The 22,386-nt window shown below is 55.3% G+C and carries 25 protein-coding genes and 3 tRNA genes; 14 read left to right on the top strand and 14 right to left on the bottom strand.

Annotated features, from left to right (window positions below; genetic code table 11):
• Positions 1-13 precede the first annotated feature (13 nt).
• From yjjG to KHQ26_RS09295, 3 genes are read right to left on the bottom strand one after another with little or no spacing between them, the layout of a single operon-like run.
• Positions 14-691 carry a pyrimidine 5'-nucleotidase gene (gene yjjG, locus KHQ26_RS09305; RefSeq protein ID WP_004146044.1) on the bottom strand — a complete coding sequence of 226 codons (678 nt, stop codon included), beginning with the start codon at positions 689-691 and terminating at the stop codon, positions 14-16.
• A 14-nt stretch (positions 692-705) separates the two neighbouring features.
• Positions 706-1,152: a ribosomal protein S18-alanine N-acetyltransferase gene (rimI, locus tag KHQ26_RS09300; protein ID WP_002887706.1), complete on the bottom strand. Its 447-nt coding sequence runs from the start codon at positions 1,150-1,152 to the stop codon at positions 706-708.
• Positions 1,121-1,534, bottom strand: coding sequence for a DNA polymerase III subunit psi (locus KHQ26_RS09295; protein ID WP_004146046.1), 414 nt, complete (start codon positions 1,532-1,534; stop codon positions 1,121-1,123). The genes rimI and KHQ26_RS09295 overlap by 32 nt, the downstream gene beginning before the upstream one ends.
• Positions 1,535-1,636: 102 nt before the next feature.
• Between KHQ26_RS09295 and rsmC the strand changes: the two genes are divergently transcribed.
• The 4 genes from rsmC (at position 1,637) to KHQ26_RS09275 (ending at position 3,156) form a co-directional block, all read left to right on the top strand.
• Positions 1,637-2,665 carry a 16S rRNA (guanine(1207)-N(2))-methyltransferase RsmC gene (gene rsmC, locus KHQ26_RS09290; RefSeq protein WP_004177499.1) on the top strand — a complete coding sequence of 343 codons (1,029 nt, stop codon included), beginning with the start codon at positions 1,637-1,639 and terminating at the stop codon, positions 2,663-2,665.
• Positions 2,666-2,836: 171 nt separating this feature from the next.
• Positions 2,837-2,923 (top strand) — tRNA-Leu (locus KHQ26_RS09285).
• A 28-nt stretch (positions 2,924-2,951) separates the two neighbouring features.
• A tRNA-Leu gene (locus tag KHQ26_RS09280) sits at positions 2,952-3,038 on the top strand.
• A 31-nt stretch (positions 3,039-3,069) separates the two neighbouring features.
• Positions 3,070-3,156, top strand: a tRNA-Leu gene (locus KHQ26_RS09275).
• A 21-nt stretch (positions 3,157-3,177) separates the two neighbouring features.
• Here the strand turns inward: KHQ26_RS09275 and KHQ26_RS09270 are convergent.
• Positions 3,178-3,417, bottom strand: a complete 240-nt coding sequence (locus KHQ26_RS09270) for a DUF1435 domain-containing protein (protein ID WP_002887654.1) — start codon at positions 3,415-3,417, stop codon at positions 3,178-3,180.
• 70 nt (positions 3,418-3,487) lie between these two features.
• Here KHQ26_RS09270 and KHQ26_RS09265 point away from each other — a divergent pair, with 70 nt between their 5' ends.
• The 3 genes from KHQ26_RS09265 to fhuF all read left to right on the top strand — a co-directional run bounded on the left by KHQ26_RS09265 (position 3,488) and on the right by fhuF (position 5,623).
• The gene (locus KHQ26_RS09265) at positions 3,488-3,658 is read left to right on the top strand and encodes a hypothetical protein (RefSeq protein WP_004221147.1); all 171 of its coding nucleotides are present in this window, start codon (positions 3,488-3,490) and stop codon (positions 3,656-3,658) included.
• Between the two features lie 23 nt (positions 3,659-3,681).
• Positions 3,682-4,728 (top strand): GGDEF domain-containing protein, encoded by a 1,047-nt coding sequence (locus tag KHQ26_RS09260; RefSeq protein ID WP_002887653.1) that lies wholly within the window; start codon positions 3,682-3,684, stop codon positions 4,726-4,728.
• A gap of 106 nt (positions 4,729-4,834) precedes the next feature.
• Positions 4,835-5,623, top strand: a complete 789-nt coding sequence (gene fhuF, locus KHQ26_RS09255) for a siderophore-iron reductase FhuF (protein ID WP_049026167.1) — start codon at positions 4,835-4,837, stop codon at positions 5,621-5,623.
• A gap of 49 nt (positions 5,624-5,672) precedes the next feature.
• Here fhuF and KHQ26_RS09250 read toward each other — a convergent pair whose 3' ends face one another.
• Complete coding sequence (locus KHQ26_RS09250; protein ID WP_020805215.1) at positions 5,673-7,016, bottom strand: PTS sugar transporter subunit IIC; 1,344 nt, start codon at positions 7,014-7,016, stop codon at positions 5,673-5,675.
• Positions 7,017-7,353: 337 nt separating this feature from the next.
• On the opposite strand from KHQ26_RS09250, the gene KHQ26_RS09245 reads away from it, so the two are divergent.
• Positions 7,354-7,812 (top strand): YbaK/EbsC family protein, encoded by a 459-nt coding sequence (locus KHQ26_RS09245; RefSeq protein ID WP_004151383.1) that lies wholly within the window; start codon positions 7,354-7,356, stop codon positions 7,810-7,812.
• 5 nt (positions 7,813-7,817) lie between these two features.
• Here KHQ26_RS09245 and bglJ read toward each other — a convergent pair whose 3' ends face one another.
• The 4 genes from bglJ to pobA form a co-directional block, all read right to left on the bottom strand.
• Entirely contained in the window at positions 7,818-8,492 is a 675-nt protein-coding gene (gene bglJ / locus KHQ26_RS09240) for a DNA-binding transcriptional activator BglJ (protein WP_002887647.1), read from the bottom strand.
• Complete coding sequence (locus KHQ26_RS09235; protein WP_020805203.1) at positions 8,453-9,175, bottom strand: helix-turn-helix transcriptional regulator; 723 nt, start codon at positions 9,173-9,175, stop codon at positions 8,453-8,455. The genes bglJ and KHQ26_RS09235 overlap by 40 nt, the downstream gene beginning before the upstream one ends.
• A gap of 265 nt (positions 9,176-9,440) precedes the next feature.
• Complete coding sequence (locus KHQ26_RS09230; RefSeq protein WP_020805204.1) at positions 9,441-10,322, bottom strand: helix-turn-helix domain-containing protein; 882 nt, start codon at positions 10,320-10,322, stop codon at positions 9,441-9,443.
• 16 nt (positions 10,323-10,338) lie between these two features.
• Entirely contained in the window at positions 10,339-11,523 is a 1,185-nt protein-coding gene (pobA, locus tag KHQ26_RS09225; protein ID WP_004146057.1) for a 4-hydroxybenzoate 3-monooxygenase, read from the bottom strand.
• A 279-nt stretch (positions 11,524-11,802) separates the two neighbouring features.
• Between pobA and KHQ26_RS09220 the strand changes: the two genes are divergently transcribed.
• The 6 genes from KHQ26_RS09220 (at position 11,803) to opgB (ending at position 17,531) form a co-directional block, all read left to right on the top strand.
• The gene (locus KHQ26_RS09220) at positions 11,803-12,579 is read left to right on the top strand and encodes a threonine/serine ThrE exporter family protein (RefSeq protein WP_002887636.1); all 777 of its coding nucleotides are present in this window, start codon (positions 11,803-11,805) and stop codon (positions 12,577-12,579) included.
• The gene (locus KHQ26_RS09215) at positions 12,570-13,043 is read left to right on the top strand and encodes a threonine/serine exporter (protein WP_002887631.1); all 474 of its coding nucleotides are present in this window, start codon (positions 12,570-12,572) and stop codon (positions 13,041-13,043) included. The genes KHQ26_RS09220 and KHQ26_RS09215 overlap by 10 nt, the downstream gene beginning before the upstream one ends.
• Positions 13,044-13,145: 102 nt before the next feature.
• Positions 13,146-13,685, top strand: a complete 540-nt coding sequence (gene dnaT, locus KHQ26_RS09210; protein WP_002887624.1) for a primosomal protein DnaT — start codon at positions 13,146-13,148, stop codon at positions 13,683-13,685.
• A gap of 2 nt (positions 13,686-13,687) precedes the next feature.
• Positions 13,688-14,425 (top strand): DNA replication protein DnaC, encoded by a 738-nt coding sequence (gene dnaC, locus KHQ26_RS09205; protein WP_002887623.1) that lies wholly within the window; start codon positions 13,688-13,690, stop codon positions 14,423-14,425.
• A gap of 65 nt (positions 14,426-14,490) precedes the next feature.
• A complete protein-coding gene (locus KHQ26_RS09200) occupies positions 14,491-14,982 on the top strand; it encodes a DUF2501 domain-containing protein (protein ID WP_020805213.1) in 492 nt (163 codons plus the stop codon).
• Between the two features lie 257 nt (positions 14,983-15,239).
• A complete protein-coding gene (gene opgB / locus KHQ26_RS09195) occupies positions 15,240-17,531 on the top strand; it encodes a phosphatidylglycerol--membrane-oligosaccharide glycerophosphotransferase (protein ID WP_032410797.1) in 2,292 nt (763 codons plus the stop codon).
• 54 nt (positions 17,532-17,585) lie between these two features.
• Here opgB and KHQ26_RS09190 read toward each other — a convergent pair whose 3' ends face one another.
• From KHQ26_RS09190 to KHQ26_RS09170, 5 genes are all read right to left on the bottom strand, one after another.
• Positions 17,586-18,530 carry an Rpn family recombination-promoting nuclease/putative transposase gene (locus KHQ26_RS09190; RefSeq protein WP_019705595.1) on the bottom strand — a complete coding sequence of 315 codons (945 nt, stop codon included), beginning with the start codon at positions 18,528-18,530 and terminating at the stop codon, positions 17,586-17,588.
• A gap of 133 nt (positions 18,531-18,663) precedes the next feature.
• Positions 18,664-19,674 (bottom strand): SIS domain-containing protein, encoded by a 1,011-nt coding sequence (locus KHQ26_RS09185; RefSeq protein WP_004178531.1) that lies wholly within the window; start codon positions 19,672-19,674, stop codon positions 18,664-18,666.
• Positions 19,675-19,691: 17 nt separating this feature from the next.
• Entirely contained in the window at positions 19,692-20,753 is a 1,062-nt protein-coding gene (locus KHQ26_RS09180) for an SIS domain-containing protein (RefSeq protein WP_004222497.1), read from the bottom strand.
• A 12-nt stretch (positions 20,754-20,765) separates the two neighbouring features.
• The gene (locus KHQ26_RS09175) at positions 20,766-21,617 is read right to left on the bottom strand and encodes a PTS system mannose/fructose/sorbose family transporter subunit IID (RefSeq protein ID WP_004146068.1); all 852 of its coding nucleotides are present in this window, start codon (positions 21,615-21,617) and stop codon (positions 20,766-20,768) included.
• Positions 21,595-22,374, bottom strand: coding sequence for a PTS mannose/fructose/sorbose/N-acetylgalactosamine transporter subunit IIC (locus tag KHQ26_RS09170; protein ID WP_004177513.1), 780 nt, complete (start codon positions 22,372-22,374; stop codon positions 21,595-21,597). The genes KHQ26_RS09175 and KHQ26_RS09170 overlap by 23 nt, the downstream gene beginning before the upstream one ends.
• Positions 22,375-22,386 lie beyond the last annotated feature (12 nt).

Genomic DNA, 22,386 nt, shown 5'->3' with positions numbered 1-22,386 from the left:
GGGGGGGAGGCAATCAGTGTTTACACAGGAGCTGCTCCAGTTCGCTTAACGAGGTCACCGTCCAGTCCGGCTCGAGATCCGCCGGCAGCTCGCGCTGATGCGCATTGAGCCAGCAGGTCGCCAGTCCGGCGTTCACGCCGCCGCGAATATCCGACTCGGCGGTATCACCGACCATCAGCACCCGCGAGCGCGGTGGGTTACCCGCCTGCGCCAGCGCATAATCGAAAATACGCGCGTCCGGCTTGGCGACACCCACCTGTTCAGAAATAATCAGCAAATCAAAGTGATCGCGTAAACCTGTCCGCTCCAGACGAGTCTGCTGCAGCGAGGTAAAGCCGTTGGTGATGATGCCCATTCTGACCTTGCCCTGCAGCGCGTTGAGCAGCGAGACCGCGCCCGGCAACGGGGCACAGATTTCCGCCATCGCATTCATAAACGCGTCGTTGAGTTCCCCGGGCGGCACATTCAAACGTTCCGCCCAGCTGTCAAAACGCTGGTGCTGCAGCTGCAGCGAGGTGATGGCGCCGTTTTGGTAATCCACCCATAGCGGCTTGTTCACGGCCTGATAGTCCTGAAAATCTTCGGCGGTAAAGGTCACGCTGTAGTCGAGAAACATCCGCTGCAAGCCGCTGAAAGAATCAAACGTAAACAGCGTTTCATCGGCATCAAAGAAAATCCAGTCCCATTTCATCGTATCACCTTGTGTTACATACTGATTGGCAGAGCCATAATAATGGCGTCTTCGCGTCCGTCGGCCGTAGGATAGTAGTTGCGGCGGATGGTTGCCTCATTGAAACCTACGCTCTCATACAGCGCGATGGCGGCAACGTTGGATGCTCGCACCTCCAGCCACAGCGTGACGACGCCGAGTTTTTCGACTTCATCAATGACATGCTCCAGCAGCGCTCGCCCCAGGCCGCGGCGCTGGTACGCGGGATCGACGGCGATATTGAACAGCGTCGCCTCATCCAGTACCACTTGCGTAATAGCGAAAGCCGCCATTTCGCCATCTACCGACAGCTGATAGTTGCGATAGCGCTCCCCCTGGTTACTGGCCAGAGTCTGTTCGCTCCACGGGAAAGCGTGGGCGCGTTTTTCGATGTGCCAGGCTTTGGTTAAATCAGCCGTGCTGAGGGTAGAAATCGTGTTCATGTGCGCAGATTTGTTGCCAGAGCGCCCTGCGAGCCGGCGCGCTGGTCTGGAGTTCATCAAAAGCGGGGGTGGACACCTGGGCGCCCGCCAGCGGCAGCGACGCCTCTGTGCCCAACCGCCAGCTGTTGCAGCGGCTGTCCTGCGGCAGCATCGCCACCCGCTCCGGAGTCAGCTGCAGGACCTGATCTGGCGTCACGGCCAGCGCGCGTAATATGTCGCCAATCAGCGGCTCTGTCAGCGACGGCGGGGTTTCCGCCACCATCACCAGACGAATATGTTCAGGAAGCGAGATAGCGATTTCGCCCTGCAACGCCCCCGGTCGGCGCAGCGACCACTGGGTAATGCCCAGCTGCTGTAATTGCCAGTCTCGTCGGGATGTCATAGCGAAACACTCCTGTTAAACAAGCGCGCAATATAGCAAATCCGTCGTATCTGCGCCAACAAACTACTATAATCGGCGCCAGTCTTAATGAAGGAGTGTTTCATGTCCGCTTTTACCCCGGCAAGTGAAGTCTTGCTGCGCCACAGTGATGATTTCGAGTCCGCCCGCGTTCTGTTTGCCGGTGACCTGCAGGATGACCTGCCTGCGCGTCTGGATACCGCGGCCAGCCGCGCCCACACCCAACAGTTCCACCACTGGCAGGTCCTCAACCGCCAGATGGGTGACACCGTCCGTTTTAGCTTAGTGGCTGAGGCCGCTGACGTCGCCGAATGCGACACCCTGATCTACTACTGGCCAAAGAACAAACCAGAGGCGCAGTTCCAGCTGATGAACCTGCTCTCTCTGCTGCCGGTGGGAAGCGACATTTTCGTCGTCGGTGAAAACCGCAGCGGCGTCCGCAGCGCGGAGCAGATGCTGGCTGAATACGCGCCATTAAACAAAGTGGATAGCGCCCGCCGCTGTGGCCTCTATCATGGCCGTCTGGAAAAGCAGCCGACCTTCGACGCCGACGCATTCTGGGGCGAATACACACTGGATAATCTGACGATAAAAACCCTGCCGGGCGTCTTCAGCCGCGACGGTCTGGACGTCGGCAGCCAGCTGCTGCTCTCCACCCTCGAGCCGCATACCAAAGGGAAAGTGCTCGACGTCGGCTGCGGCGCGGGCGTGCTGGCCGCCGCGCTGGCCAGCCATTCACCGAAAGTGCGCCTCACCCTGTGCGACGTCAGCGCCCCGGCGGTCGAAGCCAGCCGCGCGACGCTTGCCGCCAACGGCCTGGCTGGCGATGTGTTTGCCAGCAACGTCTTCTCCGAGGTCAATGGTCGCTTCGACATGATCATCTCCAACCCGCCATTCCATGACGGCCTGCAGACCAGTCTCGAAGCCGCCCAGGCGCTGATCCGCGGCGCGGTTCGCCATCTGAACAGCGGCGGCGAGCTGCGCATTGTCGCCAACGCCTTCCTGCCGTATCCGCAGGTGCTGGATGAGACGTTCGGCTTCCATGAGGTGATCGCCCAGACCGGGCGCTTTAAGGTCTATCGCACCATTATGACCCGTCAGGCGAAAAAATAATCGTCTTTTCACGCCGGCGGCCCGCTCCTGGTACCGCTGGCGCTTCCCGCGGGCAAATCCGCCCATTTTTGCAGCAATCGATACAACCTGCATAATTAACTATTGACGTGTCGCCGAAAACCACTAGAATGCGCCTCCGTGGTAACGATACTTTCAGAGTATCGATGGTATGCGAAGGTGGCGGAATTGGTAGACGCGCTAGCTTCAGGTGTTAGTGTCCTTACGGACGTGGGGGTTCAAGTCCCCCCCCTCGCACCATAATCCACGAAGATATTGCTCGCACTGGGCGAAGGTGGCGGAATTGGTAGACGCGCTAGCTTCAGGTGTTAGTGTCCTTACGGACGTGGGGGTTCAAGTCCCCCCCCTCGCACCAACGAGGCAATATCCCAAAGAAAGAATACTGTGCGAAGGTGGCGGAATTGGTAGACGCGCTAGCTTCAGGTGTTAGTGTCCTTACGGACGTGGGGGTTCAAGTCCCCCCCCTCGCACCAATATTCTTCCCTCTCCCGGCATTATCCTCTCAGTTTAATATCCACAATCATCAGCATTATTCCGCCGATCAACGCGACACACGATGGCAGCAGGATAAAATGGCGCAATTGACGATGCCAGATCATCGCCGCGGACATCAGCATGCCCACCGCGACCAGTACCCGCCATACGTCAGCCGACACTCCGGCATACCCGAGAGCGACAATTAGCGCGCCGGGAATCATCACTCCCCAGCCGCTTCCTAATGCTCGCTGCAGCATGGTTTCACCTCTCACAACGATAATGATAACCAATATCATATGATAATCTTTATCATTTGTCATTTGCGACGTGCTCTGCCCCTTTTTCTTTACGTTCGCGGTAATGACATACATTCATGAAGGTGATAAATTAAGCGGATTATCGATATATATTAAATATTTTGCTTATTTTGCAAATAACCTTTTTTTGCACATTGTTATCAGACTCTTCATTTTTGGCTTTCATCATTTTGAAATTTAACGACTAATAATGATTCTTCCGATATGACTGCACAAACCTGGCGAGCACACTACGCACAAAAATATCAATATTCCTTACGGCTTTTTTTACTGCTTAATTTCATTTCTTCCTCGCTGTCGCTGGTAACCCCCCTATTTACGGTAGTTCGTTTTACGCTGCCCTGCGCCCTGATCGTCGTCTGCAGCGGGCTGCTGCTGCTCTGGCACTGGAAATGGCCGCAATCGAAAATAAATATTCCCACTATCTCGTTGTTATTTGGCATGCTATGGGCATGGCACGTAGTGACAAAAGCGATGCTATTGACACCGCCGCATTTTAACTATCTGGTGATCGCCCTATTAAGCATTCTGTTTATCGGCACCATCGCTTTTTCCAATAATATCACTGCCTTTACCCTCCACTCTTTACCAACTTTCCTTGCCTGCCTGATAATGGCGGAGGGGGAACAATGGTTGCGTATGACTTACTGCTTTATGCTGCCTATAGCCGGTATTACCCTGCAAAATATTATCCAGAAGCGCAGCGATGCCTTTACGCAGGGTTTAATGGATAAACTGATGCATGAACGCAATACGCTCAACGATCTCAGTATGCTCGATCCCCTGACCGGTTTGTATAATCGCCGCGGACTGCAGAACCGCCTCGATACCCTGCTGGCGCTGGACGGCGACAACCACTACGTGCTGCTCCTCGATATCGATCACTTCAAGGCCTATAACGATCACTATGGTCATATGATGGGTGACCAGGCGCTTATTCGCGTCTCTGCTGCCATTCGCAACGCTGTACGCTCACGCGATATTGTCGCCCGCTTTGGTGGAGAGGAGTTTATGGTGCTGCTGACCAATAGCAGCGAAGAAACGGCCTGGAAGACAGCCGAACGTATACGTCAGCGGGTCTATGACCTGAAGATCCCGCATATGTTTAATGAAAGCGTCGCCACCAACGTCACCATCAGTATTGGCCTGACGCCGCTCATTAATGACAACATTGAACAAGCGCTGGCGCGCGCCGACGGCGCACTCTATGAGGCAAAAAATAAAGGCCGCAACATTATTCTTGCCAGTTGACCTGCGCGCGCTGCGACATCGCGGCGCCGATAAAAGCCTTGCCATGCCGCCTGCAAGCAACTAATATCAGTAATCATTATCATTTAGATTTGTATTTGGAAATCGAATGGCCTGGCGTTCCCTTCCTCTCAGCGATGAACTTATCTGGCGGGCTCCTTTGCCGACGGCTGAGCATGCCCTGGCGGAGAGTATTCGGGAAAAAATCGCCACCCTGCGTCCACACCTGCTTGATTTCCTGCGACTTGACGAACCCGCCCCACGGCACGCGTTAACGCTTGCCGAATGGTCGCAACCCATCGCCTTGCGCTCCCTGCTGGCCACCTGGTCCGATCATATCTATCGTCATCAGCCGACGCTGCCTCGGGAACAGAAGCCTCTGCTCTCGCTCTGGGCGCAATGGTATATCGGTCTGCTGGTGCCGCCGCTGATGCTGGCGCTGCTCAATGAACCGCAAGGCCTCAGCCTGGCGCCAGAACATTTCCATGTCGAATTTCATGAAAGCGGCCGGGCGGCCTGCTTCTGGATTGATGTGCATAGCGATGCCGACATCGAGAGGCTTTCACCGCAGGCGCGAATGGATACCCTGGTAACGCGCACCCTGCAGCCGGTTGTTGAGGCGCTGGCAGCGACGGGCGAAATCAATAGCAAACTTATCTGGAGCAATACCGGCTATCTGATTAACTGGTATCTTGGGGAAATGCGCGCGCTGCTGGGTGATGAGCGGCTTGCCGCGCTACGTCAGCACTGTTTTTTTGAAAAACAACTCGCCGATGGCCAGGATAACCCGCTGTGGCGAACGGTGATGCTGCGTGAAGGGCAGTTAGTCCGACGCACCTGCTGTCAGCGCTATCGCCTGCCGGATGTCCAACAGTGCGGCGACTGTACGCTTAAATAATTACCACTTACCTGAAAAGTAACGGGCGGCCTTTACCGCCCGTTGCTATTTATGCGGTCTGTTGACTCTCCTGCTCCGCCCGCTCGGCCTCTTCCGCTTCCTGAGCAAGCAGCTGTTTCTCATATACCTTAAAGAATGGGAAGTAGATGATTGCCGACACGCAGGCCAGAACAATGACCAGAATCGCCGCCCGGAAATCCCAGCCCAGCGCCCAGGCGCCGCCAATTGGCGCTGGCGCCGTCCATGGTACGACGGAGATGACGCGGCCAATCAGATCCAGCTTCATTGCCGCCCAGGCCAGCACCGCGTTCACCATCGGCGCCAGCAGGAACGGAATAAAGAACACTGGGTTCATGACGATAGGCGTCCCAAAGATCACCGGCTCGTTGATATTGAACAGGCTTGGCACCACGCTCAAACGACCAATGGAGCGCAAATGCGCTGAACGGCTGCGCAGATAACAGAACACCAGTCCCATGGTCGCCCCGGAACCTCCGACCACGATAAAGAAGGTCCAGAACGCCTCCATAAAGATATGCGGCAGAGGCGCGCCCTGGGCCAGCGCCTGCTGGTTCATACCGAGGTTAGTCAGCCAGAACATCTGCAGCATCCCGGACACGATCGCCGCACCGTGGATCCCGGCAAACCACAGCAGGTGGCCGATCAGCACCGCCAACAGAATTGCCGGCAGAGAGTCGGCTGCCGAAACCAGCGGCTTGAAAATGGCCATAATGGCCTGCGGGATCAGCATGTCAAAATGGTGCTGGATAAACAGGCTCAGCGGATAGAGCGTCAGCACGACCACCAGCACCGGGATCAACAGATCAAACGAGTTTTTGATCATCGGCGGAACCTGGTCCGGCAAGCGGATCCCAATGTTGTGCGCTTTCAAGAAACGCATCATCTCCACGCAGTAGATCGCCACCAGGATGGCGGTAAAGATCCCGGTCCCCCCGAGGCTATCCACCGGCAGCGTGCCACTGGTCTTCGGCGCGGCAATCAGCAAAAAGGCCATGATCGACAGCATTGCGCACATAAAGGGATCGAGCTGATTGGATTTCTCGTAATGCTTACCGAGGTTATAGGAGATTGCCGCGCAAATGTAGATCGACATGATCCCCATCGTCATATCAAAGGGGGTCAGAATACGCCCCTCAAACTCTTTCGCCAGATCCAGCCAGGCGCGGGCAAAACCCCAGGTGGTATCCGGTGAGAACGGTGGATAAGCAAACACTAACAGGAACGATCCGACGATCATAAACGGCATCGCTGAGATAAATCCGTCACGGATAGCCATGACGTGGCGCTGCGACGAGATCCGCCCTGCTATGGGGCTTATGTAATTTTCTACAAAGCGAAATATCAAATTAAACGCAGCATGGTTAGCAGACATAGTAGCCCTCCTGACAGGCTATTGATACTGGCCCAACAACGATTACCCTGCCGTTACGATGACCGCTTTTTGACGCAGCAGGCCGCTGGCGGATGTGCAACCGGCTATACTGCTCATGAGGCAACGATTCATACACGGCTCTTTTGTTATAAATAAAAGGAGAAGTGACTGTTCCAGTATTCATCTCAATGCAGATAACCGCAACCGGTTACAGTAACCGGTTACGGCGATTGTGAAGGAGATCGACAAAATAGAAAGAATCTGGATTGTCCGCGCTGATATTTACACTCCGCCAGGCTTGTGACAGATTTAACCAGGCTTAAATCAGGAGAATCCAATGAGTCTGCAGTCTGTACGGCAGTTTTTTGCCGAACACGCCCCCGATATCGAAATTATTGAGTTAAATCAGAGTACCGCCACCGTCGCACTTGCCGCTGCCGCACACAACGTTGAGCCGGGGCAAATTGCCAAAACGCTGTCGCTCAAGATCAAAGATAAGATTGTACTGATCGTCGCCAGGGGCGATGCGCGGCTGGATAATAAAAAGCTGAAAGAGACCTTTGGCGCGAAAGCACGCATGCTAAGCAGCGATGAAGTGGTTACCTGGACCGGTCATCCGGTCGGCGGCGTTTGCCCGTTTGGTCTGGAAAATCCGCTGGCAGTCTACTGCGACGTCTCTCTCAGACATTATCAGGAAGTACTACCCGCAGCGGGAGCCATCCATAGCGCGGTTCGCATTGAACCAGAACGCATGGCGCAGCTCACCGATGCAACATGGGTAGATGTGTGTTTATAGCCGCATTACGCTACCTGTTTAACGGCGCTGGTCGTACTATTGAGCGGTAAATGCAACAGGATATCCGCCGCGTTTAATAAACCAATGTCTGAGCGAACTCCGAGCTTGGTCATGGCGTTAAACTTATGCGCGCGGATCGTTTTAATATTCCGGTTGAGCTGTATCGCAATATCAGAAAGCGAATATCCCCACGACATATACCGAAGGATGGCGTGCTCCGTCGGGCTTAGCGGATCGTTGCACGCCTCTCTGTCGCAAAATTGTTCGCTGCCGCTGAGATGATGATTGTCCAGTAGCTGCAGCAAACGCTCCTGTAGCCCGCGTCGCGGCGCGGATTTATTCAGTATGCCGTGCAAACAGGCCGGCATAAGATGGCCGATCAGGTGCATTTCACTTTCATTATTAGCCAGAATAATCGTTTGGACTTCCGGCCGGCACCGCGCCATTTCATGAACAAAGAGCAGACTCTCGGCTCGTGAAGAACGACTTCCCGAAAGAGAAAAAATAATGGTTGACCAGGGAAACGGTATTTCCGCCGCCCTGAGCATACTGACATTTTTAAACAGATGAATATGATAACGGCGATTATCTTCACGACTAAAGATATAGCGCCATGCCATTTCCGTCATCACGCATTTTTCTACGATGGCGACATGGCGGGTTGTACTATTTTTTTCCATTCCATTTGCTCCCCGTAAGCTGAATTGATATTCAGCTCTTGCATTCCCTGCGCGCTGTTGATCCAGGCATACATTTCAGCGTTGCTGCGTAGAGATAAGCGACGCATTGCGCTGTTTTTCTGCGCGCTGATCGTCTTATTACTCTTTTTCAACAGCGCGGCGATCTGGTTTATTCCCCACCCCTTCGCCAGAAGGCGCAGAACTTTACGCTCTGAAAGAGTGAGCATCGCCGCAGAGTGGTAGCTTGCGAAATCGCTGTCCTCATCCCCGGCAAACAGCGTACGGCTAATCTGTTCAGCCGCACGGCTACCGGCGCAAATCACCTCAATCAGCCGGTTAACCGGCTCGCTCTCGGAGATCAACGAGCTTTCAGAACGAATTAATAGCTCAACGGCCAACGGATAGAGGCTGTCGCTGACCATAAAAACCCAGTGAATATCACGGTACTGAGTCATGAGGGAGTAATAACGCTCGCAGACGGCTCGGGGGTGCGCAATCTCGCCGGAGATATCCGCGACAACCAGCACCGCCCGCCGCAGTTGTAAAAGGGTGAGCTCATCATGAGAACGACAAAAACTCAGTTCGTAATCAGGGAGGTTCTCATTGAAGATCACCTTTAACCCTGATTGCATGACGGGAATTTTACTAATAACGACGCCAAACTTACCTTGTCCTGGTAACATAACACCTCCGCTTCCTGTCGAAGTTCCTTCGCTTGCCTGCAAACGATCGGCGAGCGACTTTATCGCCATATCATTTCCTGGATGAATATTAAAATCATATTCATGGCCTGCGCACACGATATACGTAACGACCGAACCGTGGTCATACCGTGTAAAATATTATTGCCGTGTATACTTGCGATTAATATTAACACAGACGTTCCTGCGCTAATAAATTAGAAAAGATAAAAACATTATTTAGCAAAAATAATTTCAGTACTGAACATTATGAAGCATTATCTTTAATTGTTTCTCTAAATGCTTTGGGTGACATACCGCTATAGCGACGGAAAAAACGCGAAAAATAGGCTGCATCGCTAAACCCCAAATAATCAGAGAGTTGTGTAATCGTCATGCGGGTGTACTGCAGATTGCGTCGCGCTTCAAGCATCAACCGCTGATGCAATACTCCAAGAGCGCTACAGCCATAAAACTCACGACATAAATAATTTAAGTGCGTAACCGACAGTCCAATCAGCTTCGCATACTCCGCCAACGGGAGATGCTGTCGGTAGTGGCTCTCGATAAGGCGGGCGAAGTGACGCATCATGCTGCGCTTCCGCTCCGCTTTATCTTCCGCGGGGGACGCGGGATGGCACTGTCGGTTCAGCCAGACCAACAGCGTCCCCAGCAGCGAATAGAGCATCATTTCTCGCGCATCGTGCTCTTCGCAGTACTCCTCGCGAAGCGCTGAAAACAGCGTATGCATGCGCCCACGAGAACGGCCCACCGGCACACACTGCGGCACGCTAAGCACATCCAGAGGGCGACCGAACTGATTTTCAAACCGGCTCAGCAGCGGCAGCGCCAGAGAGAGCACAAACCCTTGCGTCCCGGGTGAAAAATTAAACCCGTGAATACAGAGGGCGGGAACCACCTGGATGCAGGACTCCGTCATCACCGCGGTGGCGCCTTCAATTTCGATCTCCGCCCGCCCCTGATGCAGATAGAGAAGCTGGACCATTTCCGCATGCTGATGGACGCGAATATGCCACTGATACAGGCTGCTGCGCTGTAAAATCGACTCACAGTGCAGCAGGTCCGGCGTCGGCCAGCCGCACTCTTCGCCATACAGCTTAAATACGGGCACGTTTTGAACGAACGGCATGATGACTCCTCTTAATTCAGGCGACACGCTCCATGGGCAAGCCCACGTAGTTTTCCGCGATGGTGGTCAGCCCGGCGCGCGAGCCCAGATAGTAGCGGCGGTCGGCGGCCTGCATTTTAGCGTCGAACGCGTTCTGATCCGGAAAATCATGCAGCAGGCGGGTCATAAACCAGCTAAAGCGTTCCCCTTTCCAGACCCGATCCAGCGCCAGTTGCGAGTAGGCCGCCAGCAGATCGCTGCGGCCACGATGGTAGTATTCACGCAGAATCCGCCACAGATAGTTCACGTCCGATGCCGCCAGATTTAATCCTTTCGCCCCGGTTGGCGGAACGATATGCGCCGCATCCCCCACCAGGAACAACCGCCCATATTGCATCGGCTCCACGACGAAGCTTCGCAGGGGGGCAATGCTCTTCTCAAGTGAGTGACCAGTCACTAACCTGGATGTCAGCTCTTCCGGCAAGCGGCTTTTCAGCTCCTGCCAGAAGCGCTCGTCCGACCATGCTTCAACCTTATCGCTCAGCGGAACCTGCAGATAATAGCGGCTGCGGGTCAGTGAGCGTTGACTGCACAATACAAACCCCCGCTGATGGTGCGCATAAATAAGCTCCGGATTGACCGGCGGCGTATCCGCCAGCAGGCCTAGCCAGCCAAAAGGCCACACGCTCTCGTAGGTCTGCAAAATGCCAGCTGGAATACTTTGCCGCGATACGCCGTGGAAACCGTCGCAACCGGCAATAAAATCGCACTCCAGACGGCAGGTTTCCCCTTCGCTGAGGTAGGTGATCGTCGGCCGGTCGCTTTTGGCGTCATGGATAGCCACCTCGCTCACGCCATAGACAATCGGCGCGCCGCTGGCGGCCCGGGCAGCCATCAGATCGCGGGTGACTTCGGTCTGGCCATAAACCATTACGCTCTTACCGTCGGTTAGCTCGCTCAGTGCGACGGGCACCCGCTGGCCGTCAAACAGAAACTCCACCCCATGATGCACCAGGCCTTCGGCATCCATCCGCTGCGCCACGCCCGCTTCGCGTAGCAGATCGACGGTACCGCTTTCCAGAATTCCCGCGCGGATGCGCCCCAGCACATACTGCGGCGTTTGACGCTCAAGGATCACGGTATGGATCCCGGCGTTGTGCAGCAACTGCCCCAGCAGCAGCCCGGAGGGGCCCGCGCCAATAATCGCGACCTGTGTCTTCATAGGGATGTCTCACTCTTGCAGGGTTAATTATTTGTATAATTTTTGTTTAATAAAAGTGCTTTTCTGCATTTTTGATAAGACAGTGGGGAAAAAGAAGGGATGAATGGCGACAAAAATTGCACTTTTCACCAAACTGGCAAAAGTGTGGGATGCTTCAAATTCTGCCGCCCCGCAGACTGGGAATTTTTGCACATTATTTGATCCCACCCCCCTCAGCCGCCACTGCGCTTCAGGTTAAAGTATCGGCAGATACCAGGCGTCGTGAACAATAGAGGAAGTATGCAGGTTGATCGGACACAGCAGCGGGCAATCACACGTTTATGCATCCAGTGTGGTCTTTTTCTGTTACAGCACGGCGCCGAGAGTGCGCTGGTGGAGGAACTGTCAACACGTCTCGGGCTGGCGTTGGGGATGGACAGCGTTGAAAGCGCCATCTCTTCGAATGCCATCGTCCTGACCACCATTAAAAATGGCGAATGTCTTACCTCTACGCGCAAAAATGTCGATCGCGGCATTAATATGCATGTGGTGACGGAAGTGCAGCACATTGTGATCCTCGCCGAGCATAAGCTGCTGGACTATCGCGACGTCGAGAAGCGTTTTGCGCAGATCGTTCCCCTGCGCTATCCGCGCTGGCTGCTGGTGCTGATGGTGGGTCTTTCCTGCGCCTGTTTCTGCAAACTGAATAACGGCGGTTGGGATGGAGCGCTGGTCAGCTTCTGCGCCAGCACGGTAGCCATGTACATTCGCCAGATGCTGACCCATCGCTCCATGCATCCGCAGATCAACTTCTGCATCACCGCCTTTGTCGCCACCACCATCTCCGGGCTGCTGCTGCGCCTCCCGGCGTTTGCCAGCACGCCGACCATTGCCATGGCCGCCAGCGTTCTGCTGCTGGTCCCGGGTTTTCCATTAATCAATGCCGTCGCCGATATGTTTAAAGGGCATATCAATACCGGACTCGCCCGCTGGGCGATTGCCAGCCTGCTAACCCTCGCCACCTGCATTGGCGTGGTGATGGCCATGACCGTATGGGGGCTGCGCGGATGGGCATAATCTCATTTATTTTTGCGCTGGCGGAAGACATGCTGCTGGCGGCGATCCCCGCCGTCGGGTTTGCGATGGTCTTTAATGTCCCTCAGCGCGCTCTGCGCTGGTGCGCGCTGCTGGGGGCGATTGGCCATGGTTCGCGTATGATCATGATGAGCGCCGGTTTTAACATTGAATGGGCCACCTTTCTCGCCGCTCTGCTGGTGGGCAGCATTGGCATTCAATGGTCGCGCTGGTATCTGGCGCATCCGAAGATTTTTACCGTCGCCGCCGTGATCCCGATGTTTCCTGGCATCTCAGCCTACACGGCGATGATTTCCGCGGTAAAAATCAGTCATTTTGGTTATTCGGAAGAGATGATGATTTTGCTGCTGAGCAATTTTTTAAAGGCCTCTTCGATTGTGGGCGCCCTTTCGATTGGCCTGTCGATACCCGGCCTGTGGCTGTATCGTAAGCGTCCTCGCGTCTAACCCCGACGTCGCGGTTAATCCGCGACGCTCCTTCCGCGATGGCCTCTGTGCTACTATGTGCAGATCACCCCACTCTTTGCAGTTCAGAGTTGAGATAGAGTTATGTCTTCGCGAATTTTAACCTCCCATTTTAGCGGCCTGGAAGAGTTCCTCCAGCAGCACGCGGCGCTGCTGGCAAAATCGACTGACGGCACCGTTGCCGTTTTTGCCAATAACGCGCCGGCATTCTATGCGCTGACGCCAGCGCGGCTGGCGCAACTGCTGGAGCTGGAAGCCAGGCTGGCGCGCCCCGGCAGCGACATCGCGCTTGACCCGCAGTTTTTCGAGGAGCCCGCCGCGGCGCCGGTTGCGGTGCCGATGGGCAAATTTGCTATGTACGCCGGATGGCAGCCTGACGCCGATTTTCAGCGCCTGGCCGCGCTGTGGGGCATTGCCCTGAGCCAGCCGGTTACCCCCGAAGAGCTGGCCGCTTTCGTCGCTTACTGGCAGGCGGAAGGTAAAGTCTTTCACCACGTGCAGTGGCAGCAGAAGCTGGCGCGTAGCGTGCAAATCAGCCGCGCCAGCAACGGCGGACAGCCGAAGCGCGATGTGAACAGCGTTAGCGAACCCGACAGCCATATTCCGCGAGGTTTCCGAGGATGAGCATGAAAAACGTTGGCGACCTGATGAAACGCCTGCAGAAAATGATGCCGGCACATATTGAACCGGCGTTTAAAACCGGCGAAGAGCTGCTGGCCTGGCAAAAAGAGCAAGGCCGGCTGCGTTCCGAAGCGCTGGAGCGAGAGAATCGCGCGATGAAAATGCAGCGCACCTTCAACCGCTCGGGGATCCGCCCGCTGCATCAGAACTGCTCCTTTGATAACTATCGCGTCGAGTGCGAGGGGCAGATGAATGCGCTCGCCCGGGCGCGCCAGTACGTGGAAGAGTTCGATGGCAATATCGCCAGCTTTATCTTCTCCGGTAAACCGGGCACTGGCAAAAACCACCTGGCGGCAGCCATTTGCAACGAGCTGCTGCTGCGCGGGAAGTCGGTCTTAATCATCACCGTGGCCGATATTATGTCGGCGATGAAAGATACCTTCGGCAACCGGGAAACGAGCGAAGAGCAGTTGCTTAACGACCTCAGCATGGTCGACCTGCTGGTGATCGATGAAATTGGGATGCAGACGGAGTCTCGCTATGAAAAGGTCATTATCAATCAGATAGTTGACCGGCGCTCATCCTCCAAACGACCTACCGGGATGCTCACCAACAGCAATATGGAAGAGATGAACAAACTGCTCGGCGAGCGGGTGATGGACCGTATGCGGCTCGGCAACAGCCTGTGGGTTATCTTCAATTGGGAAAGTTACCGGCACCGCGTTACAGGCAAGGAGTATTAAGAGATTTCCGGGCGACGACGGCGTTATACTAAAGCGATTATTCAGTCACGCTTATGAGTCCGTCTATGAAATCGTTTAAAAATAGCGTTGTTGCCGCGCTTGCCGTTAGCGCGTTTACCCTCTCTGGCGCCCACGCCGCCTCCTGGCAGGATTCCCTTAACAGCGCTGCCAGCCAGCTCAGCGGCAGTAACGCCCAGGCCAGCGGCGGCATGTCCGTCTCCTCGCTAACCAGCCTGCTTAACGGCAGCAGCCAATCCCTGACCGCCAGCAGCATGAATAATGCGGCCGGGATCCTGTCATATTGCGCGAAACAGAAGCTGGCCTCCTTGACCAGCGCCGATAACGTCAAAAATCAGGTGCTGGATAAACTGGGGCTTAGCACGCCGGAAAAACAAAAACAGGACACCAGCTATCTGGATGGCCTGCAGGGGCTGCTCAACAGCAAAAACGGCCAGCAGTTGGACCTGAATACGCTCGGCAATAGCTCGCTGGCGAAACAGGTAAAAACCAAAGCCTGCGATCTGGTCTTAAAACAGGGTGTTAATTTCCTCTCCTGATCCTGACTGACAAGGCCGCATTTGTTGCCTTCGCGGCGGCGCCGCGGCCTGAAACGCTTTTTTTTGCAGTTTTCCTGTTCCGTTTTCCCATTTCACCCGATGCGATGCCGATCAAAAAAGGCAACCTCTAAACCAATTCTGAATAACTGCACACTTTCATGACGCTAGAATTGCAGCAAGATGGCGCTGCAATTACAGTGGGGCTTGAAAAGTAATCTGTTCTGCCAGCCGATAACTGGCATTAATGAGGATGAGCTGTGTCAGAGTTGTTATCCATCGCCTTATTTTTAGCTTCGGTGGTGCTGTATGCCTGGAAAGCGGGTCGTAACACCTGGTGGTTTGCCGCCACGCTCACGGTGTTAGGCCTGTTCGTGGTGCTGAATATCACCCTCTACGCCAGTGACTACTTCACCGGCGACGGCATCAACGACGCGGTACTCTACACTCTGACCAACAGCCTGACCGGCGCCGGGATCGGCAAATATATACTGCCGGGGGTCGGCGTGGCCGTCGCACTGGTCGCCGTCTTTGGCGCCCTCGGCTGGGTGCTGCGCCGCCGTCGGCATCATCCTCATCACGTCGGTTACAGCCTGGCGGCGCTACTGCTGGCGCTGGCCTCCGTTGATGCCAGCCCGGCCTTCCATCAGATCAGCGAGCTGGTGAAATCCCAGTCACGCGAGGGCGATCCAGACTTTGCCGCGTACTATAAAGAGCCGTCGAAGCAAATCGACAATCCGCAGCTGAACCTGGTCTATATCTATGGCGAAAGTCTCGAGCGCACCTATTTTGATAACGACGCCTTCCCCAACCTCACCCCTGAGCTTGGCAGAATTAAAGATGAGGCCATTGATTTCAGCAATACCATGCAGCTGCCGGGGACCGATTACACTATCGCCGGCATGGTCGCCTCACAGTGCGGCATTCCGCTGTTCGCGCCGTTCGAAGGTAATGCCTCAGCCTCAGTCTCCAGCTTCTTTCCACAGAATATTTGCCTTGGCGATATTCTGAAGAACTCCGGTTACGAGAATTACTTTGTGCAGGGGGCTAACCTGCGCTTTGCCGGCAAAGACGTGTTTCTTAAATCCCACGGCTTCGATCATCTGTACGGGGCGGAAGAGCTAAAAACTACGGTGGCGGATCCTACCTACCGCAACGACTGGGGCTTCTATGACGACACCGTACTCGACGAGACCTGGAAAAAATTCGAAGAGCTGTCGCAGTCCGGGAAACGCTTCTCGCTCTTCGCCCTGACGGTGGATACCCACCATCCCGACGGTTTTATCTCACGCACCTGCGAGCGTAAACGCTATGCTGTGGACGGCAAGAAAAACCTCTCTTTCAGCGCCGTTAGCTGCAGTCAGGAACATATCGCCGCGCTGATAGAGAAGATTAAAGCCTCACCCTATTTCAAAAACACGGTCATCGTGGTCTCTTCCGATCACCTGGCCATGAAGAACAGCGCCTGGGATTATCTCAACAAGCACGATCGCAGCAATCTGTTCTTCGTCCTGCGCGGCGATAAACCGCAGCAGGAGACCCTGGCGGTGAAACGCAACACCATGGATAACGGCGCGACGGTGCTGGATATTCTCGGCGGCGATAACTATATCGGCCTCGGGCGTAGCAGCCTCTCCGGCCAGTCGCTCTCCGGTATTTTCATGAATATGAAAGAGAAAGTCCTGGCATGGAAGCCTGACGTGATCCGCCTGTGGAATTTCCCCAAAGAAATGAAGAATTTCACCATCGACTCGCAGAAAAATATGATCGCTTTCTCCGGCAGCCATTTCCGTCTGCCGCTGCTGCTGCGGGTATCTGACCAGCGCGTAGAACCGCTGCCGGAGAGTGAATACTCTGCGCCGCTGCGCTTCCAGCTGGCCGATTTCGCGCCACGGGATAATTTCGTGTGGGTCGATCGCTGCTATAAAATGGGCCAGCTGTGGTCGCCTGAGCTGGCGCTCTCCACCGACTGGTGCGTCTCGCAGGGACAGCTGGGGGGTGAGCAGAAGGTCCAGCACGTTGATAAGCCGCAGTGGCACGGCAAGACCGCCTTCAGGGACACCCTTATCGATATGGAGCGCTATAAGGGCAACGTCGATACGCTGAAAATTGTCGACAACGATATTCGCTATAAGGCCGACAGCTTCGTGTTTAACGTCGCTGGCGCCCCGGAAGAGGTTAAACAGTTCAGCGGTATTTCGCGTCCCGAGTCGTGGGGGCGGTGGTCCAATGCTCAGTTGGGCAGCGACGTGAAGATTGAATATAAAGAGCCGCTACCGGAGAAATTTGATCTGGTGATCACCGCCAAAGCTTATGGCCCAAACGCTAATAAGCCGATTCCGGTGCGAGTTGGAGAAAGTGAGCAAGTGCTCACTCTGGATAATGACGTGACTACCACGACGCTGCATTTTGACAACCCAACGCGCAGCAACACGCTGATCATCACCCCGCCGGACCCGCAAACCACTAACGAGGGCAATATCCTCGGCCACTCCCCGCGTCAGTTGGGGATCGGCATGGTGGAGATCAAAGTGGTGAAAAGCGAAGGCTAACGCAATCCTGCCCGGCGGATTTTCGTGCCGGGCAGCGGTTGTCGTGGCAGGACGTTAACCACACAGCGGCTGTAGTTCATCAGCCGACAGTCCGGTGATCTTCTGTACCATCTCTTTGTCGAGGCCATTCTGTAACATACTGCCGGCAATGCGCAGCGCCTCGCGTCGGCTGCCTTCCTGCAAGCCCTCCAGGTGCCCTTCTTCCCGGCCTTCCAGTCGGCCTTGTTGCCGACCTTCCTGCTTAAGCTTTTGCGCGATAGACATCAATGTCTCCTCATACTGTGGCAGACGGCGGGCCAGCCGGCGGAGAAACACGCCCGGCTCGGCCGTATTACCGTACTGCAGCATATAGTGAAACAGCATTCTCAACTGCCGACGGTTAGTGTATCCCAGCATCACAACGGCCGCCAACGACTCCGTTATGCCGCTGAGATCGCGCTGGCGAATATGTTTTTGCATCAGCTCCAGCAAGGCGACTCGCCGATGTTGCACGATGTCATCGTCCGGCATCACCGTCACGTCGATCAATGGAAACGGACAGCCATACAGCGTCTTCGCCAGCTGCGGGTCGGCAAATTCATCCAGCCAGTTGAGGGAAAAAGGATACGGACTGGTTGCACCGTGATAAAAAAGCATCGGCACCACCAGCGGCAGCGTTTTGTGCCCGGCATCCAGGTGGCGCTGCATTGCGGCAATCGCATAGCGCATCAGGCGAAAGGCCATATGGCTATCCGGTGAGCTCTGGTGCTCTATCACCACGTAAACATACCCCGTGCCGCAGGTGGTCTGCACCGACCAGAGGACATCTGAATACCAGGCGCGCAGATCCTCATCGATAAAGCTCGCCGATTGCAGCCTCAGAGTAGAGAAATCGCACCGCTGACGGATCGCTTCGGGAAGGTAGAGGGTGAGGAAATCAGTCGCTGTCTCCGGTTGACGAAGAAATCGCTTAAAGACCGCATCGTGCGGCGTCGAGGTCATCCGTTTTTTCATGGCCATCCGCTTGCCTGAAAGAGAAGGTAAGCCGGACTCTATCACCGGTTTTTACCCGGTTGGGTTTGACGACAATTTTCTGGGAAGCGCCTCGGAGAATAGCATGGCGGCCAGCCCGGCTGGCCGCCATCAACACGGCTTAGTAATCAAACTGCCGGTAGTAACGGCGGATATTGAGGTCGTGGCCGGTATGGTGTTCAAAGTGGGCCGCCAGCCGGTCCACCAGCAGGGTGGACACCACGCACGGCGCCATAATCCAGCGGAACGCGTCATCAATGCCGTTCAGCGGATAGTCGCGCGGGTCGATAACCACCAGATGGTCAGTTATTTTTTCGGCAAAACGCTCGACGCGTTCGTCCAGCGCCCGGCATCTCCCCTCGCCTTTCACCAGAAACAGCGGAACCTCTTTTTCCAGCAGCTCCAGGGTGCCGTGGAAAAATTCAGCGGAGCTCACCGACTTCGTCCGCTTCCACTGCATCTCTTCGAGAATACACATTGAGAACAGATAGACCTCGCCCCACATTTCCGCGCCGCCAATCCACATCATATAGTCGCAGTCATGGTATTGCGCGGCAATGCTATCCGCTCGGGGATCGAACTGGCGTTTCGCCTGCAGGAGATTTTCCGGCAGTAACTCGAGCTGGCTGGCAAATCGCGCATAATCAGCAAACTCGCCGTGACGAAAAATGACGCGGAAGAATAACCAGTACAGCAGCATATATTCATATTCCACGCCATTTTTGTGGCACATCGGAATATGCCAGCTGGCGGCGGCAGCCAATGGCGAGTCGGCGTGACGAGTAATAGCTACCACGCGGATCCCCTGTGCCTTGCACCATTCGGCAATGGCGACCGACTCTTTGGTATCGCCGGATTTAGATAACGTAACGACAACCGCATCTTTATTTAATTTTTTATGTCCGCGATGGATTAACTCCGCGGCCTGTTCAAGATATACCGGCACGCTGGTTAATTCCTTGGCAAATTCATTAATTGCCATCATCGGCGCCAGGGAACCACCTACCGAAGCAAAAAATAATGCGCTACAGCCGCTGTCATAAATATCGTCGGCTACGGTTTCAGCCTGTTTACGCGCGGCGATGATCTCGCGAGCACTGGTCAGGTACTCGTCCTGATTAAAACCCAACATAGTTTTCTCCTGAATATTCAGATTTTACTTTTTAAGACGCGGTCAAAATCGTCGAAAATACGTTTAGCCAGATCGATGCCTTTCAGTCCTGCGGTATGCCAGGCGAGCATCTGCACTGGGACAATCAGCAGCAGAGGCGCCAGGTGATGCTCGCACGGACAGTTTAGCGCCAGCGTTTGAGCATCCTCTTCGTCACCCAGCGTCAGGGTAAAGGCCCGGCCAATGGACGGCGCCAGATAGTCGCGCAGCGCCCGGGTTCGCGCGTCCGGCGTATCTTCAATAAACAGCATCACATGGCGGGCATTGGCTTCCAGATAGGGGCCATGCATATAGGCTTCCAGCTCAAAGCCGCTGGAAGGCACGCGCACCGTCTCGGTAAATTTGGTTTCGAACTCCTTCGCCACGCCAACCAGCGCGCCGTAGCCGGTGGCGACAAAGCGCTCGCCGCTGCGCAGCGTTTCGCTATGGCGGTCAATAAAGCGCGAGGTGCGGACGATAACCTCCGGGATCGCCGCTACCAGCCGCTGCAATTCAGCGAGATAGTGCTGCTCCTCGACCTCGCTGGCTTTCTCCTGCTTACGAGCAATGATCAGCGCTATCAGCAACAGGTTGAGCACCGTCGCGCTAAAGCCGCGGGTCACAAACCCTACGCTCTCGATCCCGGTATTAATATCCAGAACGCCATCGCTAGCGCCTCCTATCGGGCTTTGCGGATCTGAGGTCAGGGCGAAAACCGACTTGCCGGAAGCCTGTACCTTACGCATCGCCTCCAGCGTCGACGCGCTTTTTCCGCTCTGTGAAATCGCCACCACCAGATCGGCATGCGGGTCGATCGCGTCGTAATGGGTGAAGTTGTACGGCTCTTTAATGTCAAGCAGCACACCGAAGCGTTGCTCAAAGAAATAGCGCGCGCACAGCGCGGCATTCAGCGACGATCCGGTCGCGAGCAATAATATTCGCCGTACCGGGTGCTGGCGGGCGAAGGTTTCAATCGGCGCCAGCTTTTGCCGGTAGTCGCGCAGGATCTGCGCCAGGCAGGCCGGCTCTTCACTGATATATGTCATCATTGTTGGTCGCATAGCTCACTCCCGTTAAAACAATCCGATCCACGAACCCAGAATGCCCACCAGCGCCATGCCGCCAATAATTGAGAGCGGTTTAACTTTCCGTCCCAGTAGCCAGTAGACGATGCCAAAACTCACCAACGGCAGCATGCAGGGCAGAATGTCGTTGATAATGTCCTGTACCTGGGTTTTGGCCTCCCCGGCGCCGAAGGAGAGAGGAATGGTGATATCGATCATTGAAGCGGTCATCGCCCCGACTACCATCAGACCGATAATCGACGCCCCGTAGGTCAGGCTCTCCATCATTCCGCTCTTCTGGATCCGCTGCAGGACCCCGGTGCCCAGTACGTAGCCCCAGCGGGTAAAACACCAGCGCACCAGAATGTGCGGCACGTTAAACACCAGCAGAAACAGGATCGGCCCGAGGATGTTGCCCTTCAGCGCCAGGCTGGTGCCGATCCCGGTGGCGATGAGGCGCAGCGTCCCCCAGAAGAAAGAGTCACCCAGCCCGGCTAACGGTCCCATCAGTGAGGCTTTGACGTTATCAATCGCAGTGGCATCCATGTTTTTCTGCTGACTGTTTTTCTCTTCCATCGCCGTGGTGATCCCCAACAGCAGGGTGACGATATGCGGCGTGGTATTGAAAAAAACCAGATGCCGCTTCAGCGCTGCGGCCAGCTCCTCTCTGCGCGGATAGAGCTTCTTCAGCACCGGGATCAACGCGTAAACAAAGGCGAGATTCATCTGCCGCTCATAGTTCCACGAGAACTCCATCTGGAAAGAGCGCCAGAACACCCGGCGTAAATCGCGCGGCGTAATCCGGGTTTCTTCCTGCGCCTGCGGCTGCAGGGTCTCTTCAGAAATCATCTTCGTCGTCATCGCTGACTCCTTGTTCTGTCGTGATACGAGGTGAATTCAATGCGGTGACGTTAACCATGACCACCGCCACGATGGCGCCGAGAATGGCGATACCGGTCACCGGGATTTTCAAATAGGCCATCAGCACAAAACCGAGGAAAAAATACGGCGCCACTTTCTTGTTAATCAGCAGCCTGGCGAGCATCGCGAAGCCGAGGGCCGGGATGATGCCGGTGGCGACGCTGAGCCCATGTTTGATGAATTCCGGGATCGTATCGAGCAGGGATTTCACCGCGTTGCTGCCCACCAGGAATGAGACGGTGACCACCGCGGCAAGCATCAGCGACAGGCCGAATCCGGCAATCAAATGCATCCGCTCAATGCCGCGGAGATCCGCCCGTTCCGCATACCCGTCCGCCCTCTGGCTAAGCATTGGAATGAACATCCCCAGATAGATATTTTTCAGGATCAAAGTCAGCGTGGCGATAGGCAGGCCAAGCAGCAACGCCGTTTCTGTGCCTGCGCCAGAGGTAATGGCGAACGCCACGCCGAGAATACCGCCGGTCACGACGTCGGGCGGGATCGAGGCGCCAACGGAGAAAGAGCCGATAAACGCCAGCTCCAGCGTCGCGCCCATAATGACGCCGGTCTGTACATCCCCCAGCACCAGCCCGGTCAGCAGCCCGGTGACGATAGGCCGTGAAATTAGCGACGTCCCTAAGGCATATTCCGATTGCGCGATAAACGCCACCAGACCCAGTAAGAGAGCCTCTACCATAATCTGTCCTCC

It is taken from the genome of Klebsiella sp. 10, from assembly GCF_018223925.1.
Classification (GTDB): domain Bacteria; phylum Pseudomonadota; class Gammaproteobacteria; order Enterobacterales; family Enterobacteriaceae; genus Klebsiella; species Klebsiella pneumoniae.
Note: the sequence above shows the minus strand (reverse complement) of the source record. Positions and strands in the feature narration are given on the sequence as shown.

Bases quoted from the DNA above. Each gene is read 5' to 3' on its own strand.
- bglJ (WP_002887647.1), bottom strand. From the start codon at position 8,492: ATGGAAAAAAATAGTACAACCCGCCATGTCGCCATCGTAGAAAAATGC.
- KHQ26_RS09270 (WP_002887654.1), bottom strand. From the start codon at position 3,417: ATGCTGCAGCGAGCATTAGGAAGCGGCTGGGGAGTGATGATTCCCGGC.
- dnaC (WP_002887623.1), top strand. From the start codon at position 13,688: ATGAAAAACGTTGGCGACCTGATGAAACGCCTGCAGAAAATGATGCCG.
- KHQ26_RS09170 (WP_004177513.1), bottom strand. From the start codon at position 22,374: ATGGTAGAGGCTCTCTTACTGGGTCTGGTGGCGTTTATCGCGCAATCG.
- KHQ26_RS09250 (WP_020805215.1), bottom strand. From the start codon at position 7,016: ATGTCTGCTAACCATGCTGCGTTTAATTTGATATTTCGCTTTGTAGAA.
- KHQ26_RS09230 (WP_020805204.1), bottom strand. From the start codon at position 10,322: ATGCCGTTCGTTCAAAACGTGCCCGTATTTAAGCTGTATGGCGAAGAG.
- pobA (WP_004146057.1), bottom strand. From the start codon at position 11,523: ATGAAGACACAGGTCGCGATTATTGGCGCGGGCCCCTCCGGGCTGCTG.
- KHQ26_RS09180 (WP_004222497.1), bottom strand. From the start codon at position 20,753: ATGCGACCAACAATGATGACATATATCAGTGAAGAGCCGGCCTGCCTG.
- yjjG (WP_004146044.1), bottom strand. From the start codon at position 691: ATGAAATGGGACTGGATTTTCTTTGATGCCGATGAAACGCTGTTTACG.
- KHQ26_RS09220 (WP_002887636.1), top strand. From the start codon at position 11,803: ATGCAGGTTGATCGGACACAGCAGCGGGCAATCACACGTTTATGCATC.
- KHQ26_RS09245 (WP_004151383.1), top strand. From the start codon at position 7,354: ATGAGTCTGCAGTCTGTACGGCAGTTTTTTGCCGAACACGCCCCCGAT.
- KHQ26_RS09190 (WP_019705595.1), bottom strand. From the start codon at position 18,530: ATGGCCATGAAAAAACGGATGACCTCGACGCCGCACGATGCGGTCTTT.
- KHQ26_RS09200 (WP_020805213.1), top strand. From the start codon at position 14,491: ATGAAATCGTTTAAAAATAGCGTTGTTGCCGCGCTTGCCGTTAGCGCG.
- rimI (WP_002887706.1), bottom strand. From the start codon at position 1,152: ATGAACACGATTTCTACCCTCAGCACGGCTGATTTAACCAAAGCCTGG.
- KHQ26_RS09215 (WP_002887631.1), top strand. From the start codon at position 12,570: ATGGGCATAATCTCATTTATTTTTGCGCTGGCGGAAGACATGCTGCTG.
- dnaT (WP_002887624.1), top strand. From the start codon at position 13,146: ATGTCTTCGCGAATTTTAACCTCCCATTTTAGCGGCCTGGAAGAGTTC.
- fhuF (WP_049026167.1), top strand. From the start codon at position 4,835: ATGGCCTGGCGTTCCCTTCCTCTCAGCGATGAACTTATCTGGCGGGCT.
- KHQ26_RS09185 (WP_004178531.1), bottom strand. From the start codon at position 19,674: ATGTTGGGTTTTAATCAGGACGAGTACCTGACCAGTGCTCGCGAGATC.
- KHQ26_RS09260 (WP_002887653.1), top strand. From the start codon at position 3,682: ATGACTGCACAAACCTGGCGAGCACACTACGCACAAAAATATCAATAT.
- rsmC (WP_004177499.1), top strand. From the start codon at position 1,637: ATGTCCGCTTTTACCCCGGCAAGTGAAGTCTTGCTGCGCCACAGTGAT.
- KHQ26_RS09175 (WP_004146068.1), bottom strand. From the start codon at position 21,617: ATGACGACGAAGATGATTTCTGAAGAGACCCTGCAGCCGCAGGCGCAG.
- KHQ26_RS09235 (WP_020805203.1), bottom strand. From the start codon at position 9,175: ATGTTACCAGGACAAGGTAAGTTTGGCGTCGTTATTAGTAAAATTCCC.
- KHQ26_RS09295 (WP_004146046.1), bottom strand. From the start codon at position 1,534: ATGACATCCCGACGAGACTGGCAATTACAGCAGCTGGGCATTACCCAG.